The organism is Rhizobium terricola, from assembly GCF_012927355.1.
Taxonomy (GTDB): domain Bacteria; phylum Pseudomonadota; class Alphaproteobacteria; order Rhizobiales; family Rhizobiaceae; genus Allorhizobium; species Allorhizobium terricola.
Genome location: NZ_JABBGK010000002.1, coordinates 507,728 through 526,506 on the forward strand (window position 1 = coordinate 507,728; position 18,779 = coordinate 526,506).

At 61.1% G+C, this 18,779-nt stretch carries 20 protein-coding genes; 6 read left to right on the forward strand and 14 right to left on the reverse strand.

The features are described from left to right. Positions 1-4 precede the first annotated feature (4 nt). The 4 genes from HHL25_RS12195 to HHL25_RS12210 are packed head-to-tail and all read right to left on the reverse strand — an operon-like array spanning position 5 to position 3,506. The gene (locus HHL25_RS12195) at positions 5-574 is read right to left on the reverse strand and encodes a flagellar protein (protein WP_169590801.1); all 570 of its coding nucleotides are present in this window, start codon (positions 572-574) and stop codon (positions 5-7) included. A gap of 5 nt (positions 575-579) precedes the next feature. Next, a complete protein-coding gene (fliI, locus tag HHL25_RS12200) occupies positions 580-1,953 on the reverse strand; it encodes a flagellar protein export ATPase FliI (RefSeq protein WP_390624508.1) in 1,374 nt (457 codons plus the stop codon). A 38-nt stretch (positions 1,954-1,991) separates the two neighbouring features. Beyond that, entirely contained in the window at positions 1,992-2,726 is a 735-nt protein-coding gene (gene flgF / locus HHL25_RS12205) for a flagellar basal-body rod protein FlgF (RefSeq protein ID WP_169590806.1), read from the reverse strand. Then, on the reverse strand, positions 2,727-3,506 hold the full coding sequence (locus HHL25_RS12210; protein WP_169592843.1) for a DUF1217 domain-containing protein: 780 nt from the start codon (positions 3,504-3,506) through the stop codon (positions 2,727-2,729). It abuts the gene before it with no gap. A 182-nt stretch (positions 3,507-3,688) separates the two neighbouring features. On the opposite strand from HHL25_RS12210, the gene motA reads away from it, so the two are divergent. From motA to HHL25_RS12240, 6 genes are all read left to right on the forward strand, one after another. After that, positions 3,689-4,567 (forward strand): flagellar motor stator protein MotA, encoded by an 879-nt coding sequence (motA, locus tag HHL25_RS12215; RefSeq protein ID WP_169590808.1) that lies wholly within the window; start codon positions 3,689-3,691, stop codon positions 4,565-4,567. Then, a complete protein-coding gene (locus HHL25_RS12220; RefSeq protein WP_169590810.1) occupies positions 4,564-5,514 on the forward strand; it encodes a FliM/FliN family flagellar motor switch protein in 951 nt (316 codons plus the stop codon). The genes motA and HHL25_RS12220 overlap by 4 nt, the downstream gene beginning before the upstream one ends. A 67-nt stretch (positions 5,515-5,581) precedes the next feature. Next, positions 5,582-6,184, forward strand: coding sequence for a flagellar motor switch protein FliN (gene fliN / locus HHL25_RS12225; protein ID WP_169590812.1), 603 nt, complete (start codon positions 5,582-5,584; stop codon positions 6,182-6,184). Between the two features lie 29 nt (positions 6,185-6,213). Further along, on the forward strand, positions 6,214-7,251 hold the full coding sequence (gene fliG / locus HHL25_RS12230) for a flagellar motor switch protein FliG (protein WP_169590814.1): 1,038 nt from the start codon (positions 6,214-6,216) through the stop codon (positions 7,249-7,251). A 206-nt stretch (positions 7,252-7,457) separates the two neighbouring features. After that, positions 7,458-8,540: a flagellar biosynthesis protein FlhB gene (gene flhB, locus HHL25_RS12235; RefSeq protein ID WP_169590816.1), complete on the forward strand. Its 1,083-nt coding sequence runs from the start codon at positions 7,458-7,460 to the stop codon at positions 8,538-8,540. Positions 8,541-8,545: 5 nt separating this feature from the next. After that, positions 8,546-8,986 (forward strand): hypothetical protein, encoded by a 441-nt coding sequence (locus tag HHL25_RS12240; RefSeq protein WP_169590818.1) that lies wholly within the window; start codon positions 8,546-8,548, stop codon positions 8,984-8,986. Positions 8,987-9,001: 15 nt separating this feature from the next. Here the strand turns inward: HHL25_RS12240 and visR are convergent, their stop codons facing one another. The 10 genes from visR to HHL25_RS12290 form a co-directional block, all read right to left on the reverse strand. Then, positions 9,002-9,751, reverse strand: a complete 750-nt coding sequence (gene visR, locus HHL25_RS12245) for a transcriptional regulator VisR (protein ID WP_169590820.1) — start codon at positions 9,749-9,751, stop codon at positions 9,002-9,004. A gap of 17 nt (positions 9,752-9,768) precedes the next feature. Further along, a complete protein-coding gene (visN, locus tag HHL25_RS12250) occupies positions 9,769-10,515 on the reverse strand; it encodes a transcriptional regulator VisN (RefSeq protein WP_169590822.1) in 747 nt (248 codons plus the stop codon). 351 nt (positions 10,516-10,866) lie between these two features. Next, entirely contained in the window at positions 10,867-12,552 is a 1,686-nt protein-coding gene (gene fliF / locus HHL25_RS12255; RefSeq protein ID WP_169590824.1) for a flagellar basal-body MS-ring/collar protein FliF, read from the reverse strand. A 163-nt stretch (positions 12,553-12,715) separates the two neighbouring features. Continuing rightward, positions 12,716-13,105, reverse strand: coding sequence for a chemotaxis protein CheT (gene cheT, locus HHL25_RS12260; RefSeq protein WP_169590826.1), 390 nt, complete (start codon positions 13,103-13,105; stop codon positions 12,716-12,718). A gap of 14 nt (positions 13,106-13,119) precedes the next feature. Further along, positions 13,120-13,674: a chemoreceptor glutamine deamidase CheD gene (gene cheD / locus HHL25_RS12265; RefSeq protein WP_169590828.1), complete on the reverse strand. Its 555-nt coding sequence runs from the start codon at positions 13,672-13,674 to the stop codon at positions 13,120-13,122. Continuing rightward, the gene (locus HHL25_RS12270) at positions 13,671-14,060 is read right to left on the reverse strand and encodes a response regulator (RefSeq protein ID WP_169590830.1); all 390 of its coding nucleotides are present in this window, start codon (positions 14,058-14,060) and stop codon (positions 13,671-13,673) included. The genes cheD and HHL25_RS12270 overlap by 4 nt, the downstream gene beginning before the upstream one ends. Next, complete coding sequence (cheB, locus tag HHL25_RS12275) at positions 14,061-15,110, reverse strand: protein-glutamate O-methylesterase CheB (protein ID WP_169590832.1); 1,050 nt, start codon at positions 15,108-15,110, stop codon at positions 14,061-14,063. Next, entirely contained in the window at positions 15,110-16,015 is a 906-nt protein-coding gene (gene cheR / locus HHL25_RS12280) for a protein-glutamate O-methyltransferase CheR (RefSeq protein ID WP_169590835.1), read from the reverse strand. The genes cheB and cheR overlap by 1 nt, the downstream gene beginning before the upstream one ends. Further along, positions 16,012-16,479, reverse strand: coding sequence for a chemotaxis protein CheW (locus HHL25_RS12285; protein WP_169590837.1), 468 nt, complete (start codon positions 16,477-16,479; stop codon positions 16,012-16,014). Before HHL25_RS12285 ends, cheR begins: the two co-directional genes overlap by 4 nt. A gap of 4 nt (positions 16,480-16,483) precedes the next feature. After that, on the reverse strand, positions 16,484-18,772 hold the full coding sequence (locus HHL25_RS12290; RefSeq protein WP_169590839.1) for a chemotaxis protein CheA: 2,289 nt from the start codon (positions 18,770-18,772) through the stop codon (positions 16,484-16,486). Between the last annotated feature and the right edge of the window lie 7 nt (positions 18,773-18,779).

An 18,779-nucleotide genomic window follows, 5' to 3' on the forward strand; every position in this document is an offset into this window, starting at 1 on the left:
CCCATCAATTGTTCTCGTAAACCTCACCGGTCGAGGTCACGATCACCCACTTGCCATCACGCTGTTCAAGCGTCGCGACGCGGCTGTTGTCCGGCAGGATCGAACCGACACGCACCATATACATGCCCGATGTATCCTCGATCAGAGCCCGACCGTTGGCGACGTGCAGCAGGCGGAAACCGCTGCGGCCGGGGAACGGTTGCGCTTCCGGGTTCTCGGGACCTTTCAGCTTTTCCTCACCGAGCTTCGACACGGTCGCGGTGACCAGCGGGTCAACCTGAGCGCCGGTTTCGCCCGGCGTGCCGTCGTCGTCCCTGTCGACGAGGGCAAGCGGCGAGACGCTGAAGACATTGCGGCCCGGCCCCTCCGGGAGGTCGCGCGTGCGTTCCCAGTTAGCCACGCGAACGCCGAACTTCTCCTCGTTGAAGAAAACGTACCAGGGGAAGAAGGCGGCCGCGCAAGCGAGCGCCACCCCGGTGGCGCCCAGAATGCGGTCCGTCAGCGAAATCCGGCCACGTTCCTGCGGTGCAGGCCTCAGCGGTGCTACGGGTTCGTCGGCTTCGATTTCGGTCACGATATTCACCTCGTTCTTCCTGCAGCCGCCGCATTGCCGCCGAGGGCGGCCTTCAAGGCATTCGCGAGATCGGCATAGGCATCTGCCGCCGGCTTGTCGCCCGGCGTCTGTTTCAATACGTCATAGATCACCGGCACCTGCCTGATCGCCATGTCGAGATCGGGATCGCTACCGGCGCGATAACCGCCGATGAGACGGAGATCGCGGGTTTCCTCGAAACGATGGATCAGCGTCTTGAGGCGGGAGACGAGCTTTTCCTGCTCGCCGCTCCAGGCCTTGCGCGCCAGTCGCGAAATCGAGGTGAGAGGATTGATCGGTGGGTAGCGTCCTTCGTCGGCGAGACTGCGCTCGAGCACGATATGGCCGTCGAGAATACCGCGCACGGAGTCGGCGATCGGATCGTTGTGGTTGTCACCGTCGACCAGGATCGAGATGATCGCGGTGATCGTCCCCGCTCCCTCCTCGCCCGGGCCTGCGCGCTCCAGCAGTCGCGGCAGTTCGGTGAAGACCGAAGCAGGATAACCGCGGGCGATCGGAGCCTCGCCGGCTGCGGTCGCAACCTCGCGGATTGCGTGGGCAAATCGCGTCACGCTGTCAGCGATAAACAGCACGTTTTCCCCGCGATCACGGAAGTGCTCGGCGATCGTCATCGCGGTCAGCGGCGCCATCTTGCGCAGCATTGGGCTTTCGTCGCTGGTTGCGACGACGGCAACCGATTTGGCCATGTTCGGACCGAGCGTATCCTCGATGAATTCACGAACTTCGCGGCCACGTTCGCCGACCAGCGCGATCACGACCTTGTCGAAGGCATCGGCCCGCGCAAGCATCGACAGGAGCGTCGACTTGCCGACACCCGAGCCGGCGAAAATGCCGAGACGCTGGCCGAGGCAGAGCGGCGAGAAGATGTCGATCGCACGAACGCCGGTACGAAAACCCTGCTCGACTCGCCGGCGCGTCATCGACGACGGGGCGCTGTTGGCAATGGCGCGGCGCATGTCGCCTGGAGCGAGCGGACCGAGACCATCGATCGGATCACCCAGAGCGTTGATGGTGCGCCCGCACCAACTGTCGCCAGGCGCCACGCGGAAGGCACCCTTGCGGATGACCACGTCATGAATGCCGATCGGCTCACCCGGTTCGATAGGGCAGACATAGGCAAGGTCCGGCTCGACGCGGACAACCTCGCCGAGATGGATACCGGTGCGGCTGCGATGGGCGACGAACTCGCCGAGCCGTACGTGACGGGAAAGGCCCGTCACCGTGTAGTGGCCGGCCGCGATGGTGCGTACGTGACCGCCATGGGTCACGGAGAATTCCGGACTGGCGTAGCGGGCGGCAAGGCCTGCCATCTGGGCCAGTTTCGGGGATAGCACAGGCATCTGCGACATCTCTTCCGCCATTTTTCAGAGCCTCAAGGTCAGTTCGAGCCGCCGAGTACCTTGATGGCCTCGCTCAACGAGCTTTCGCTGTCGCGCATCAGCGAGCTGATGCTCTCGAAGGCGCGGTTCACCTGGATGAGCTGCGTCATCTCGCCGATGCCGTTGACATTGGAATTTTCCAGATAGCCCTGCAGGACGGAGACTTCCGGATTGTCGACGACGGGTTGCGGTTCGTCGACGGTGGTCACGCCGCTATTGTCGTGGCGGATGAAACCCTTGCTGATATCGGCCGTGAAAAGGCCCAGAGATGCGACCTGGCGGTCGTCCTGGAGGATCTTGCCGTCGGCTCCGACGACCGGCGTTCCGCCGCCACGGTTGAGCTGGATCGGGGCGCCGCCCGCGTCGAGCACCGGGTAACCGCGAACCGAGACGAGTTCGCCGGTATCCTTGATCGTGAAGCGGCCGTCGCGGGTCAGGACCTGACCTTCCGGCGTCTCGAGGGCGAACCATGCGTCACCCTTGATTGCAAAGTCGAGCGTATTGCCGGTGTTGGCCAGCTCGCCCGTCTTGGTCGACAGGTAGTCGTTACCCTGGTTGACGAAGGCGATCTTGGCGTTGATGTCGTTCTGCGTCTTGCTCAACACCTCGTCGAACTTGACCTCGGTAGAGCGAAAGCCAACCGTATTGAGGTTGGCCATGTTGTCGGCGATGGTCGTCAGGCGACGTTCCAGAGCGATTTGGGACGAGAGGGATACGTATAGTCCGGATTGCACTCAACTGCCTCCGAGTTTCAGGGAATTGATGGAAATGAGCAGGTCCGCGGAAATGCCGTGGCCGGACGAGGCCCCGAACACCGCGAGCGGGTCGTAGGTCTCCGAAGGATTGTCCAGCTCCCACATCGCGGTGAAGCGCTCGAGGAATTTTCCGGTCTTCTCCGGATCCTGGAAGTCCTCGATGTTGAGGGCCTTTTCCAGGTAGGCCGCCTGGCCATCGATGTCCGAGGCGGCGAAACCTTCCGGTAGTCCGAGCGTGGTGCGAACGACTTCGGCGAGCGCGTCGTCGGCGAGGATGTCCATGGCGGAACTGATCTTGGAGGCGCTGCGCTCGAAATAGAGCGCCAGCCGGACGCCGGTATTGTCGTTGCCTGCATCCTGTTCGAGCGTCTGGCGCATGAAGAGGTCGACGACGCCCTGGCGGGCTGCCTCGGACGACGTCGCCGCCTCGCCTTCTGCGGCGAAGTTGAACGTCTTCGCAAGATCGGCGTAACGATTGTCGCTGAGCTGGTTGGCAAAGGCTTCTTCGTTCGCGACGCCTTCAGTCAGAACCTTGCGGATGAGTGCCTTGGCGTAGCCCATGTCCTCGAGGCCGTGCGCCTTCAGCGCGTAATTATAAAGACGGGTGTCCGCCATGAAATCATCGACCGACTTCACGTTACCGATGTTCGCCAGATAGTATTCGGTCTCGCGCGCAACATCCGGAGCTTCGGCGACGCGCTCGATCGATTTGTCAATGTTCTGCGTAATCAGCTTGTAGCTCGTATAGGTCGTCGTCACGGTCGTTGCGCCTTTCGATATGGACAATCGGAAAATGCGTCCGTTATCGCTCTTCTTGGGGCAAAAGGCTTGCGCGAAGCTGTCTGTAGGTTCACAAACCGTGAAGGCCCGGGGTTCAGCCTCACGCAAGGAAGCGCCCGTATCGCTTAGTCTGAAAAGCAACGTTCAGATGCGGGCACGAAATGAATATCATTATTGGATTTGTCATAACCGTCGGCTGTGTCCTCGGTGGCTTCATGGCCATGGGCGGCCATGTGGACGTTCTCGTGCAGCCCTTCGAGCTGATGATCATCGGCGGTGCCGGTGTCGGCGGCTTCATCATGGCCAACCCGATGAAGGTGGTGAAGGATTCCGGCAAGGCGCTGGGTGAGGCCTTCAAGCACGCCGTCCCGAAGGAGCGCGCCTATCTCGACGTTCTCGGCGTTCTCTATTCGCTGATGCGCGATCTCAGGACCAAGTCGCGCAACGAGATCGAAGCCCACATCGACAACCCGGACGAATCCACGATCTTCCAGGCCGCACCGACGGTGCTGAAGAACAAGGAACTTACCGCGTTCATCTGCGACTATGTCCGCCTCATCATCATCGGCAACGCCCGCAGCCATGAGATCGAGGCTCTGATGGACGAGGAAATCAACACCATCCTCTACGACAAGATGAAGCCGTATCACGCGATTACCGCGATGGGCGACAGCTTCCCGGCCATCGGTATCGTCGCGGCCGTTCTCGGGGTTATCAAGGCGATGAGCAAGATCAACGAATCGCCGGAAGTGCTCGGCGGCCTGATCGGTGCCGCACTCGTCGGCACCATGCTCGGCATCTTCCTGTCCTACTGCCTCTGCAACCCGCTGATTTCGCAGATCAAGGTGGTCCGCACGAAGCAGCACCGACTCTACATCATCGTGAAGCAGACGCTGCTTGCCTATATGAACGGCTCCGTTCCCCAGGTGGCTCTCGAATACGGCCGCAAGACGATCTCCGCCTATGAGCGGCCTTCGATCGACGCGGTCGAGCAGGAAATGATGAATCCCGGCGGCGGCGGCGACAGCAAGGCGGCATGACGATGACGGAACCCAAAACGAAGACCCCGGCGATCGATCCGGCGCTGCTTGCGCGGCTCACCGGGGCGCTTGGCGACCGAGCGACGCTCGAAAAGCTCTGCTCGGAGTTCGGCGATCTCTACACCGAATTCCTGCCGGACATCTTTCACAGCGAAACCGGTCTCACCATGGAAGTGAGCTATGCGGGCCACGAGACCGGACTGATGAACGATCTGATCGCCGATCTCGGCGACAATGTCGTTCTCGCTGACACCCAGCTGCGCAACTGGTGCCCGCGCTTTGCCCTTGCCTGCGGCAACAGCTTCGTCATCACCCTGATGGAAAACCTGCTCGGCGCCCTGCCCGAGACGATCGAGGAGCCGATCCATCGGCCGCTCTCGCGCATCGAGCTCGACCTGGCGGCGATGATCTTCGACAAGATCGGCAACGTGCTGCGATCCGGCGTAAACGCCGCCGGCGGCTTCGAGCCGCTGATCGAGCGTCCGCACAATGCCGAGGACCGGCCGAAGCCCGAACCGGATCACGTCGACGAATTCGCCGCGACGATCAAGCTCAAGATCGAGCTCGGCAGCGTGGCTTCCGAATTCTACCTGGTCGTGCCGCAGAAGGCACTTCTGAAGACCACGGTCACCGTGCCGAAGTCGAAGAGCCAGATGTCGCGCAACAAGAAGGAATGGGCCGAACAGATCGCCGAGCAGGTTCGCCGCTCGCAGATCACCCTCGAGGCGAAGATCCGTCTTCAGACCCTGACGCTCAACACCATCTCGCGCCTCGCCGCCGGCGACGTCATCGCCTTTCGCGACAAGGGCGATGTGATGGTCAATGTCAGCGCCAACGGGAAGGACATGTATCGCTGCGAATTCGGTCGTGCCGGCGACCACTACACGGTTCGGGTGAAGGACAACATCAGCAGCGAAGATGAAATTCTAAAACATTTGATGGGGTAGGCCCCCTCAACCGAGCCATTCACGGCAAGGCAGGTTGAGGCAAGTTTCAACGGGAATAATCAAATCCATGGCTACGAAGAAGACACCCATTATCGAAGACGACGCGCTGGCGATGCCCGGCAGCGGTACCGATTTCGACCAGGCGATCGACGATCTGCGTGGCGTGCTGAAGAATGATGCCGAGGGCACGCTGCCGGATCTCGGATCGGACTTCGGTGGCGGCCTCGGCGACGACTTCGCCATGCCCAGCGCTGGCTCGGATTCCCTTTCGTCCTTCGAAAGCGATTTCGGCGGCGGCGCGATCGGCGGCCCGACCACCGACTTCGGATCCGACAGCTTCGGCGGTTCGAGCTTCGGCGACACCTCGTTCGGATCGAGCACCGCTTCGGCCAGCCCGGAACCGGGCAGCGCGCTGACCGCCAATCTCGACCTGATCATGGACATTCCGATCGAGGTCCAGATCGTGCTCGGCTCCAGCCGCATGCAGGTCTCCGGCTTGATGAATCTCGAGGAAGGCGCCATCATCGCGCTCGACAAGAAGATCGGCGAACCGGTTGAAATCATGGTGAACGGCCGGCGCATCGCGCGCGGCGAGATTACCGTACTGGAGAATGATGATACGCGCTTCGGCGTGAAGCTGATCGAAGTAATGGGTAGCAAGATGTCCTGACCCCACCCCAGGGCCAGAGAGGAAAGACCATGATGGACTTTGACGATTTCGGCGGCCCGATGACGGGCAAGCCGCTTTCCCAGGCAGACAAGGCGGCCGCCGTCCTGCTTGCCATGGGAAAGGGCGTGGCCGGAAAGCTGCTGAAATACTTTACCCAGGCTGAGCTGCAGACGATCATCGCATCGGCGCAGACGCTCAGGACCATTCCGCCGGATGAACTCCTGCAGCTCGTCAACGAATTCGAGGACCTGTTCACCGAAGGTGCAGGCCTCATGGACAACGCCAAGGCCATCGAGAGCATCCTCGAAGAGGGGCTGACACCGGAAGAAGTCGACGGCCTGCTCGGCCGTCGAACCGCCTTCCAGGCCTATGAGTCGTCGATCTGGGACCGCCTGCAGGACGCCGATCCGGATTTCATCGCCAAGTTCCTGATGCGCGAGCATCCGCAGACCGTCGCCTACATCCTTTCCATGCTGCCGTCGTCCTTCGGCGCCAAGGTGCTGCTGAAGCTGCCGGAAAGCCGTCGAGCCGACATCATGAACCGCACCGTCAACCTGAAGGGCGTCAGCCCCAAGGCGGCGCAGATCATCGAGAACCGGGTCCACGACCTGATTGCCGAGATCGAGGCCGAACGCAACTCGACGGGTTCGGCGAAGGTGGCGGAACTGATGAACGAGCTGGAAAAGCCGGAAGTCGATACCCTGCTCAACTCGCTCGAGTCGATCAGCAAGGACGCCGTCAACAAGGTCCGTCCGAAGATCTTCCTGTTCGAGGACCTGCTGGCCATGCCGCAGCGCAGCCGTGTCATGCTGCTCAACGACATCTCCGGCGACATCCTCACCATGGCGCTGCGTGGCGCCAGCGCCGAGATCAAGGAATGCGTGCTTTCGGCCATCAGCCCGCGCGCACGCCGCATGATCGAATCGGACCTCTCGACGGGCACGACCGGCATCAACCCGCGCGAAATCGCGATTGCCCGTCGCGCCGTCGCACAGGAAGCGATCCGTCTCGCCAATGCCGGCCAGATCCAGCTCAAGGAAGCCGAAGGCGACCAGCAGGCCGCCTGAGCCCGCTCCGCTGTTGAAAACCCGCTCTCTGCCGCGCCCGCCGATTGAATGACAATCGGCGGGCGTCTAGCGTTTTTGGCACAGATGACGGGTGCCGGACCGAATGAACGGACGGCGCCCGAACCGGGATCCGGGCGAAGCCTACGGAGTGCAGGACGGCAAAGGCGGTGCCTTGCCGTGCATTTCTGACCAAAGGGGAAGAAGGCGTGTCCGACGATCAGGACAAGGACAGCAAAACAGAAGACCCGACAGAGAAAAAACTTCGCGACGCGGCGGAGAAAGGCAACACGCCGTCATCACGCGAAGTCCCGATCTTTGCTTCTGCCCTGGCCTTCTACTTCTATCTGGTCTTCTTCCTGCCGTCCGGCGTGGCGCGGCTTGGCGAGACCTTGCGCGACCTTTTCGAGCAGCCCGACCAATGGAAGATCGCCACCGCGACCGATGTGATCTCGCTCTTTACCCATCTTGGCTGGGAGGCGAGCGCCCTTCTGCTTCCGGCGGTAGCGCTGTTCATGCTGTTCGGCGTCGGCTCGAATGTCATTCAGCACATGCCGGGCTTCGTGCTTGAGCGAATCAAGCCGCAGGCTTCGCGCATTTCTTTGGTGAAGGGCTGGGAGCGCCTTTTCAGCCTTCCGGGCCTCGTCGAGTTCGGCAAGTCGGTGTTCAAGATCGTCATCGTCTCGATCATCATGGTCTTCGCGCTGAAATCCGAATATTTCGGCACGCTCGACGCGATGTTCTCCGATCCGCAGGTCATCTTCGTCAAGTTCGCGGCGATCCTGAAGAAGATCATGATCGTAATTCTGATGGCGACCGCCGTTCTCGCCGTCATCGACTTCTTCTGGACGCGCCACCACTGGTACACCCAGCTGCGCATGACGAAGCAGGAAATCAAGGACGAATACAAGCAGGCGCAGGGCGACCCGATCGTGAAATCGCGCCAGCGCTCGATCGCGCGCGACCGCGCCCGCCGTCGCATGATCAACAACGTACCGCGCGCAACCCTGGTGATCACCAACCCGACTCACTACGCGGTTGCACTGCGGTATGTCCGCGAGGAGAACGAGGCACCGGTCGTCGTCGCAAAAGGGCAAGACCTTGTCGCTCTCAAGATACGAGAGATCGCCCGAGAGAACGACATCCCCATTTTCGAAGATCCGCCGCTTGCACGCTCCATGTTTGCGCAAGTCTCGGTGGATAGTGTCATCCCGTCGGTATTTTACAAAGCCGTCGCGGAACTCGTGCATCGGGTCTACGCGGCAAAGACAAAGAAGAGACGGGTGCGCTAGCTGCGATGAAGAAATGCCCCTACACCACTCAGCGTGAACGCATCGTGGCCGAGGCGATCAGCCCGGTCGCCAGCGAATTGCGGTTGCTCGATGCGGCAGACCTGATCTCCCTGCTGCGGTTCGAGCTTTACGGCAACATCTCCGACCTGGTTTCATCGGCGGCGGAGCTCTATTTCCATCCGGGCACCGTCAACTTCGGCGCAGGTGGCGAATACCGCCTCGAATGGGGTGGCCCGCCGGAGGTTATCCTCGACCTCGAAATCAAACCGAAGGGCATCACGATCTATGCGCAGCTATCGCTGGCGCGCGACCATGCCGGTCTCGAGATCAATCACATTGCCTTCCAGAATTCATCCGGCGACCCCGACGAGAACACGCGCATTCTGGAACGGCGCCTTCGCGAAGCGCGCTTCGTGAAATCGAGCTCTGACGCGCTCTATTCCTGACAGAAACGGATTGTTTCAGGTGATGTAGCCGAGGCGAATGGCCTTGGCGATCGCCTGAATTCGATTCACGGAATCAAGCTTGATGGTCGCCGAGCCGAGATAGGCATTGACGGTGTGCACCGAGAGCTTGAGCCTTTCAGCGATCTCCTCGCTGATGCGGCCGTCACCGGCAAGTTGCAGACAGGCGATCTCGCGATCGCTCAGTGTTTCCGACGGCATCGAGCGTCGCTCCTCGAGCGACAGGATATCCATCATGACCGAGCAGCAACGGCCGTGCACGTCGAGGATCGCCTCGCCGGGCAAGTCCACCGCACCCGTCGTCGCGAAGACGATGTAACCGTTGCCGACCGCCCCGAGCCGAACCGGGAAGGCCACACCTGAATAGTCCAGCACCCGCGGTTCCAGTTGCACCACGAACGGCACGAAATCGGAGGCCTCGGCGAAGCTCGCGCTATCCTCGGCACTCCAGAGAACCGGCAGGAGCGAGGACTCGATGTGATTGATCAGGGTCTCGCCATAGGCTGCTATGAATGGTTCGCATCCCGTGCCCAGCGCGGCCGCCCAGTTTTCATATTCCGCAACGAGACGGCGCTTCGACGGCATACCGCCGCCGGCGACCTTCAGGACCGCAAAGCTGCGCGCGTTGAGTGCGCGTTGCAGGGAGACGAGCTTCGGGAAGATATCCGAACGGGACGTCACCTTGCGAGCGGAAGACGGTCTGCTTTCCTCCCGCGTGGTATCGAACGGCCCTTCCGTAGACGCCATGCCCCTTTTCCCTTTCCCTAGACGAGGTTGTTGCGGACCGCGTAGGCGATCGCTTCCGAGCGTGTCTTGGTCGCAGTCTTGCGCATGACGCTGGTGATGTAATTATTGATCGTGTTGCGCGAAATGCCGAGAATGGTGGCGATCTCGTCGCTGGTCTTGCCTTCCGCTATCCAGAAGAGGCATTCAAGCTCACGCTCGGTGAGGTCGAATTCGCGATCACTCTTATGCGACGTACCGGTCGAAAGGCTGACACAGTAGCCAGTCAGCAAAGCGACTTCGCGCAGCCTTTCCGGCGACAACACGAAATTCTCGTCAAATAGCAGCATCAGCGACAGGCGTGTCCGGCCGACACTCACCGTGAGCGAACAGTATTGCCGGCCAATACCCGCCGGGACGGTCGCGTCGTCCGGCAGAAGATCGAATTTCGGCTGCAGCACCGAGAGACATTTTTCCAGCTCGGTGGAGCGGGAATAGGTCGCGGCAATTTCGCTCTCCAGACGCCGAACCAGATCGAAAGGCCAATTGGAGGAAACGACGAAATCCAGGCCGTGCTCCTGGACCAGATCATAGCGCGCGAGCAGGTAGTGGGACGCTCCGACATACTCGCCGAGTATCGCGAGACTGGCACTCATATGTCCCGCCTGCGACACTGTCGCCAGGCGGCGAATGAGCTGGTCCCTCGACGAAAGCCGATCGGAGGCGTCGGCCGCCACGAGGGGCGCCCTCCTGCTTCCGGCTTTGTCCTCGGATAGCTCCGCGTCCATCTAATTGCCCCCTTTGGGACATGCGCGTCGAAGGCCCCGACCGCATCGATATCCGGATTTTCCGCCGCCCGAATACCGCCCCGTTTTGTTCCCACCGCTAACGAATCACAGTCACTCCCGAAGATAAAGAGCCAAAGATCACAGTTGCGGGTCATCACCTTCCGTTACGGAAGAATTCCCCAACATTCGAATCAAGGCGGGTCCACGGGGTCTTTGTGAGCGAATCCTCATATTCTAGACCCACCCCGCTTGCGCGTACACCCATAACGTTCGTTGTAGTTCCTTCGTGGAACAGAAAGACCGCGCCGGAAACCGGCGCGGTCCATATTGTGCTTCGGCTTTCTGCCCCGCTCAGGCGGCCTTGTCGACGGCCCACTTGCGCAGGATCTTGGCGGCGCGCTCTTCCGAGATCTCCACCATGCGCGAGAGGCGACGTTCCGGACCTTCCTTGACGCGGCGGTTGAAGCCGCCATTGGCATCGTCGTCCATGGTGAGCAGGTCGTCGGTGCTGTCGAAGCCGAAGTCCGAACCGAAGCCGTCCATGAGCGCGCCTCCGGTCGAGGCACCCAGGGCGGGAGAGAAGTCCGGCAGCTCGAGACCGGCACCTTCTTCGACCCCGCCAGCGATCGCTGCGGACCCGCCGCCTGCGGCGCGTACCATCGGACGAATGCCCATCCAGACGATCAGGAATGCCACGGCAACGAAGGCGAGCGAGTTGATGATGCCGCCGAGGTTGCGGCTGAACGTTTCCATGATGCCAGGGCCGGCTGCCGCTTCTTCGAGAAGCTGGTTTTCCAGGAAGTCCATGGCAGTCAGCGTGACCATGTCACCACGAGCGGTGTCGAGACCAGCTGCGGTGGAGACGATCTTCTGCATCTCGGCAAGATAGGCGTCGATCTTGGCCTGATCGACCGGTTCGCCAACCATCTTGGCGATACGACCCTTGTTGACGACCACAGCGACCGAGACCTTCTCGACCGTGTAGCTGTTCTTGACCGTGGCAACCGTCTTGCTGTTGATCTCGTAATTGGTCTGCTCTTCCTTCTTGTCCTGTTCGTCGGACGATTCCGGACCCGGGGTGGCGCCCTGAACGTCACCCTGCGGGATGTTCTGTTCGACGGTGGCGGCCGAGTCGGACTGCTTGCTCTGGGACTTCTGGTTTTCCTTGGTCACACGAACCGAACGTTCAACACGTGATTCGGGATCGTAGGTCGTCTCCTGGATCTGCTGGGTATCGGTATTGAGCTGGGCCGTGACCGACGAACGGAAGTTGTCCATGCCAAGGAAGGGTGCAAGCGCCTTGTCGATGTTCTGTTCGATTTCCTGCTGGACAGACTGGACGACACCGAGCGAACGGGTCGCGGCACCGCCGGTCTCGTCGCCTGAAGCGAGAAGCTGGCCGGTCGAATCAAGAATCGTCACATCCTCGACATCGAGGCCCGGGACGGACGATGCGACCAGATGACGGATGGAGGCGGCGGCCTTGCGACCCGTCTCGGTCGATGCGCGGACCATGACGGATGCGGTGGGCTTCTGCTCGCCGCGACGGAAGTTGCCGACGTCGGGCATGACGATGTGAACGCGGGCGGCCGCGATGCCGCTGATCTGCTGGATGGTGCGTGCGACTTCACCTTCCAGAGCGCGGACCCGGGTCACCTCCTGCATGAACGAGGTCAGGCCAAGCGAACCAACGTTGTCGAAGAGCTCATAGCCGGCATTGGCGCTGTTCGGCAGGCCGCGCTCGGCAAGGAGCAGACGGGCCTTGCCGGTCATGCCGACAGGCACCTTGACGCTCTTGCCATCGGTGCCCACTTCGAAGTCGATACCGGCTTCGGCAAGTGCGATGCTGACCTGATTGAGATCGGTTGTTTCGAGGCCTACGTAAAGGGTTTCGTAGGCGGGCTTGTTGACAAAAATCGCAGCGGCGATGATGAGCGCGAAGGAAACGACGGTGATGCCACCGATGGCCAGCAATCGCGTCTGGCCTAGTGACGCCATGTTCTTAAAGAACTGAAGTAATTGATTTAACAGATTCATTCTGTCTCGCACCATCAACAACAAGGGTTTTCGGGCATTTGCCCTTGGCGCGACAATAGAAATCGAAACTTGTGCGAACGTTTCGTAGCTGGAGAAATGCCGATGTCATTTCGGCACGTCGTCCCAGACAAAAGCCCTGATCAGCGGGCTCGCAGACGGGAAATCAGAAGAAGTCGAAGTCGCCGGCCGCCTTGCTCAGCGGCTGGGAATGGCCGTGACGCAGGCCGGCGCCGAGCGCCTTCTGCATTTCGGCAAGCTTGACCAGGCTCAATGCGGTCGTCATGTCTACAACCCAGTCGGACGGGATGGAGCCTGTGATGGTGTCGATAAATTCGGCCAGGCCACGCGTCTTCTGCACGGCAAGGTCGATGCCCTGCAAGACCTTCAGGCTGTCGGGACGCTCAAGAACGCTGTTGCCACCCAGTTCCAAGAGCTGCGGCTCGATGCGTTCGATCAGGTAGGCGACGTCGTGCAACTCGGTCACGACCCGCATCATGATCTCCGGCAGCGCCTCTTCCGCGACAGCCTTGTCTGCTTCGATTTCTTTTAGCATCCGGTTTCCAATACTTAGAAAAATTCGATTGAGCTTTCCACGGGCTTCGACACGGGAGCCGGACGCTGCTCGAGCGCGACGGTCTTCTGCGTTTCCGCCCCTGTTAGGGGATATTGCCTTGCCCGACCGCTGACCGGCCAGAATTCCAGTTTGCGGCCATGCTCTCCGCCCGTGGACGAGCCGACCACTTTAATGCCTTCGTCTCTCAGGAACTGCATGGCGAAGGCGGCGTTCTGTTCGCCGACGTTCGAGAACGTCGCGATCGTCTTCGCTCCGCCGAAGACCTTTGCCTCGAGGCGGTCTCGGCGTGCCCCCTGCTTCAGCAGTCCGTTGATCAGGAGTTCCATCAGATGAACCCCATAGCGGGTGGCGTCGCCGCCTCCCGAACCCGGATTGGCAGAACCCGGCAGGAGGAAGTGATTCATCCCCCCGACGCCCGCGACCGGATCACGCAGACAGGCAGCTACGCACGAACCAAGGATGGTCGACAGAACGACATTCGGGTCGTTGATGACCTTGTACTCACCCTGAATAATATGGACGCGCCTAGCTGCACTGTCGTCGATCATTTCAACGCTCCGAATACCGCTTCGATGGCGGCCTTCATCTTTTCGATGGTGAAGGGCTTGGCGAGAACGTTGTTCGCGCCGAGCTGGGCGGCCTTCTGCACCAGCGCGCGGTCGCCCTGCGCGGTCAGAATGATGAAGGCGGCCTTCTTGGTGTTGGGGTTGGTGCGCACGTGCTGCAGGAAGACCAGCCCGTCCATCTTCGGCATGTTGAAGTCGGAGATGACCAGATGATGGGGCTGCTCGGTCATGATCTTCATACCCTGCTCACCATCGCCGGCGGCGGTGATCTGCTTGAAGCCGAGCTGGGTCAAGGCATCACTCAGGAGCAGACGGCTCGTGACCTGATCGTCCACGATCAGAACTTTGATTTTTTCGGCTAGAGACATTTAATCGATACCTTCTTTTCGGGCGGCAGTAAGTTTGAGGATTTCCTCCCCAATGGAACCAAGCGGCAGTTGCTGCTCGACGGCGCCTAATTCATGGGCGACGCGGGGCATCCCATAGACAACGCAGGTCTTCTCGTTCTGACCGATCGTGCGCGCACCGGCGTGGCGCATCTTCAGCAGTCCGGAAGCCCCGTCGCGGCCCATGCCGGTCAGGATGACCCCCACAGCATTGCGTCCCGCCAGTTCCGCAACCGAATCGAACAACACGTCCACCGAAGGACGGTGCCCGTTGACCGGCGGCCGTTCGACCAGCCGGCAGCTCGGAGCGGAGGCATTGACCACCTGCAAATGGCGGTCGCCGCCCGGGGCGAGATAAATCTTACCGATCTCAAGTCTGGCTCCATCGGTCGCTTCTTCCACGACCGGGGCGCAGAGACGATTAAGCCTTTCTGCGAAACTTTTCGTAAACGTCGGCGGCATGTGCTGCGTAATCACCGTGGGAGGGCAATTTCGCGGGAATTTTTGCAGAACTGTGATTAACGCTTCCACGCCACCGGTCGACGATCCGATGGCAACGATCTTGCGACCGACACGGAAATCCGTGGCCGGGGTCGGCGCCGGCGGTGCGGCAGCGGTCGCACCTTTATTGAAACGATGCATCGAACGGGCGGCGGCCTTGACCTTGTCGGCGAGGTCACCGAAGGGCCGGGCGTCACCGGGAATCGGCTTGCCGACGCAGTCGAAAGCGCCGATTTCAAGCGCCGCCAGGGTCGCTTCCGCGCCGCGATGGGTCATGGTCGACACCATGATCACCGGCATCGGGCGCAGTTTCATGATCTTGTCGAGGAATTCGAGGCCGTTCATGTTCGGCATCTCGATATCGAGCGTGACGACATCGGGATTGAGCTGCTTGATAGCGGCGCGGGCCTCCATGGCGTCGCCGGCCTGGCCGACGACGCTGACTTCGGGATCGGCATTCAACACGGCCGTGATCAGGCCGCGCATGGTCGGGCTGTCATCGACGACGAGAACGCGTGCAGGCGCCGGCATTATTTGCGCCCTCCCTGCTTGCCCAGGTAGCGGTATGTGGTGATGCCGATATTGTCGAAGTCGTTCTTCGAGTCGCCCGACACGCGTTCGGAATGACCGATGTAGAGATGACCGCCTACCGGAAGAAGATCGGCAAAACGGGTCCAGATGCGCATCTGGGTCGGCTCGTCGAAATAGATGACGACGTTACGGCAGAAGATGACGTCGAACTTTCCCTTGAACGGCCACTGGGCCATCAGGTTGAGCTCGTTGTAGGTGATGAGACGCTTCAGGCGATCGTCCACCTGGAACTTGCGACGTCCGCCGATTTCGGTTTCCTTGAACCACTGCTTGCGCATCGCCGGCGACACGGTTTCGAGTGCCTGTTCGTCATAGGCACCCTGGCGGGCGATCGCAAGGATCTTCGGATCGATATCGGTGGCGAGGATCTTGAAGTCGTAGTCCAGCACATTGGGGAATGCCTGGAACACGGTCAGCGCGATCGAATAGGGTTCCTGACCGTCCGAGCTCGCGGCGGACCAGATGCGGACGCGACCACCCGACTTGGCACGGGCGATCAGACCCGGCAGGACCTCGTCGCGCAGGTGTTCGAAGTGATGGTTCTCGCGGAAGAAACGGGTGAAGTTCGTCGTCAGATGCGACAGCATCTCACGACGTTCGGGCGCGCCGTCGGGCGACGAGACGAGCTGGCAATAGGCGCGAAAACCCGACAGGCCGAGATTGCGGATATGCTTCGACAGGCGCGAATAGACCAGCGAAGCCTTGGATTCGTTCAAGGAGATACCGGCGTCCGAGTAGATCATCGCCGCAATCTCGTTGAGGTCGCGGCGGGTCAGCGGATATTCACCGCTGGCCAGGACCTCGTCATCCGATTGGCGGGAAGATGTATTGAGGGCAACCGTCATGCGGCCTCGCTTTCGGATTCAGGGAACAGGGCACCGAGTTCGACGAGGCAGATCATCCGCTTGTCGATCGCGAGAATCCCACGTGCATACTGCTTTTCGAGGTCGGAGGAGATCTCCGGCACCGGCTGGATGTTTTCTTCGGTGACAGTCAGGATGTCGGATACGGCTTCGACCAGCAGGCCGACGACCTTTGTCTTGACCTGAGCCACAATGATGACATGGCGGGCGGTCGGCTCGGCCGGCTTCATGCCGAGCCGGACCGAGAGATCGATGATCGGCAGAACCGCGCCGCGCAAATTGATCACGCCGATGACGTAGGATGGCGAATGCGGAAGCGGGGTCGCGGGTGTCCATCCCCGGATCTCGCGAACCGACATGATGTTCACGCAGAACTCCTGATCGCCAATGCGAAAGGCGATGAGTTCGCGTCCTCCCTCGACCAGGTTTTTCACCGCATACGACATGACACTATCCTGCGACTGCCAACGACATTTCCTGCTTGAGCGACTGGCCACGCGAGGCGGCGACCACCGCATCGACGTCGAGAATGAGCGCTACGCGGCCATCCCCGAGGATCGTTGCCGCGGCGATGCCGGGCACGTGGGTGTAGTTTGCCTCGAGGCTCTTGATGACGACCTGGCGCTGGCCCTGGATCGCATCGACCATGAGGGCGCGCTGGCCGCCGCCTTCCGATTCGACCAGCAGCGCAACGCCGTCTATCGGATTGGCCTGTGTGCCACGGAAGTTCAGGATGCGACCGACATCGACCAGCGGGCAGAACGAATTGCGGATCGAGATGAGCCGCTGGTTGGCGCCGAAGGAGTGGATGTTCTGCGCTTCGGGCTGCAGCGTCTCGACGATCGCGGTCAGCGGAACGACGAGGGTCTGGCCGGCCACCGTGACCACCATGCCGTCTAGAACGGCGAGTGTCAGCGGAAGGCTCATGGTGAAGGTCGAGCCGAGGCCCGGACGCGAGGTGATCGAGATACGACCGCCGAGAGCCTGGATCGAGCGCTTGACGACGTCCATGCCGACGCCGCGGCCGGAAATGTCGGAGATCTTGTCGGCCGTGGAGAAGCCGGGCGCGAAGATCAGGTTGTCGATCTCTTCGTCCGTCAGGTTGGCATCGGCAGCGATCAGCTCGTTGTCGATCGCCTTCTGCTTCACGCGTTCGCGGTTGATGCCGGCGCCGTCATCGACCAGTTCGATGACGATACGGCCTGAACGATGCTTCGCCGTCAGCTTGATCGTGCCTTCCGGCTCCTTGCCTGCGGCCGCACGCTTTTCCGGGCTTTCGATACCGTGGTCGACGGCATTGCGGATCATGTGGGTCAGCGGCTCGGCGAGCTTGTCGATGACCGTCTTGTCGACTTCGGTGTTTTCACCTTCGGTGACGAGGCGGATCGACTTGCCGACCATGTCGGCAACTTCGCGAACGATACGCGACATGCGCTGGAAGACCGGCTTCACGGGCTGTGCGCGGATCGCCATGACCGAGTCCTGGATCTCGCGGGTGAGCTGCTGCAGCTCCTCAAGGCCCATGTTGACGGCGGAGGTACCGTTGTTGTCGTTTTCGATGACGCTCTGCGAGAGCATCGCCTGATTGATGACGAGCTCGCCGACGAGGTTGATCAGGCGGTCGACGCGATCGAGGTCGACGCGGATCGTCTGGCCAGCGGCGGCGTTGTTCTGGGCGGCAGCCGCAGCAGCGGCAGCAGCGGCTGCGGGCGACTCCTTCTTTTCCTTGGCACCACCGGCTGCGAGCTTCACGACGTTGCTTGCGGTCTCGGCAGCTTCGACGGCGGCAGCGACGGTCGCATCGCTTCCATGCTCATCGGCATGGGCCCCCTCTGACGCGTCGCTGGTGTCGTCAAGGATGGAAAGGTCGAAGGGTACGGGAACCATCGGCGGCTCTTCGCCGGCGGCGGACTCGGTCTTCTCCTCGTGCAGTTTGATTTCGAGGTCGCAGTCCCATTCAGCGAATTCGAAGACGCTGCGGATGCCTTCTTCACCCTTCTCGGTGGTGATCTGGATCTTCCAGGCGAAATAGGCTTCCTCTGCATCCATGTCGTCCAGCGACGGCAGGCTGTCCATGTCACAGTGGATGCTCATCTCGCCGATGCGCGACAGGTCGCGCAGCAGCAGTGCGGCTTCATTGCCCTTGGCATAGAGATCGCGGCGCGGCTTGAAGGAGACGTCATAGGTCGATGCAGCAGCAGCCGGTTCTTCGTCGCCCATGTCGTCGAAGGAAAACGGGATCGGCTGGAAGCCGCTGTCATCCGTCGGGGCAGGCGCGGCAGCGACCGGCGCGGGAGCAGCCTTTGCGGCAGGCTTCGGTGCCGGGGCCGGGGCCGGAGCGGATGCCGACGGCAGTTCACCGTTGGCGAGCGCTTCGAGTTCCTTGACCAGGCCGCTCGACCGCGAAGGATCGACGCTGCCGCCGTCACGAGAGGCGCTGACCAAGTCGGCCAGCACGTCGGCCGACTTCAGCATGACCTTCATGACTTCCGGGCCAGGTTCAAGCTTGTTGGATCGAACGCAATCGAGAGTCGTTTCAAAGACGTGCGCGAAGGCTACCAGGTCGTCGAGACCGAAGGCGCCAGCACCGCCCTTGATGGAATGCACGGCGCGGAACACAGCGTTGACTGTTTCCGGGTCGCGATCCCCGTCATTCATTTTCAGAAGACCGGATTCCAGTTCGGCGAGCTGCTCCTCGCATTCCTGGAAAAAGATCTCTTTGATTTCGTTCATATCCATAGGAGAA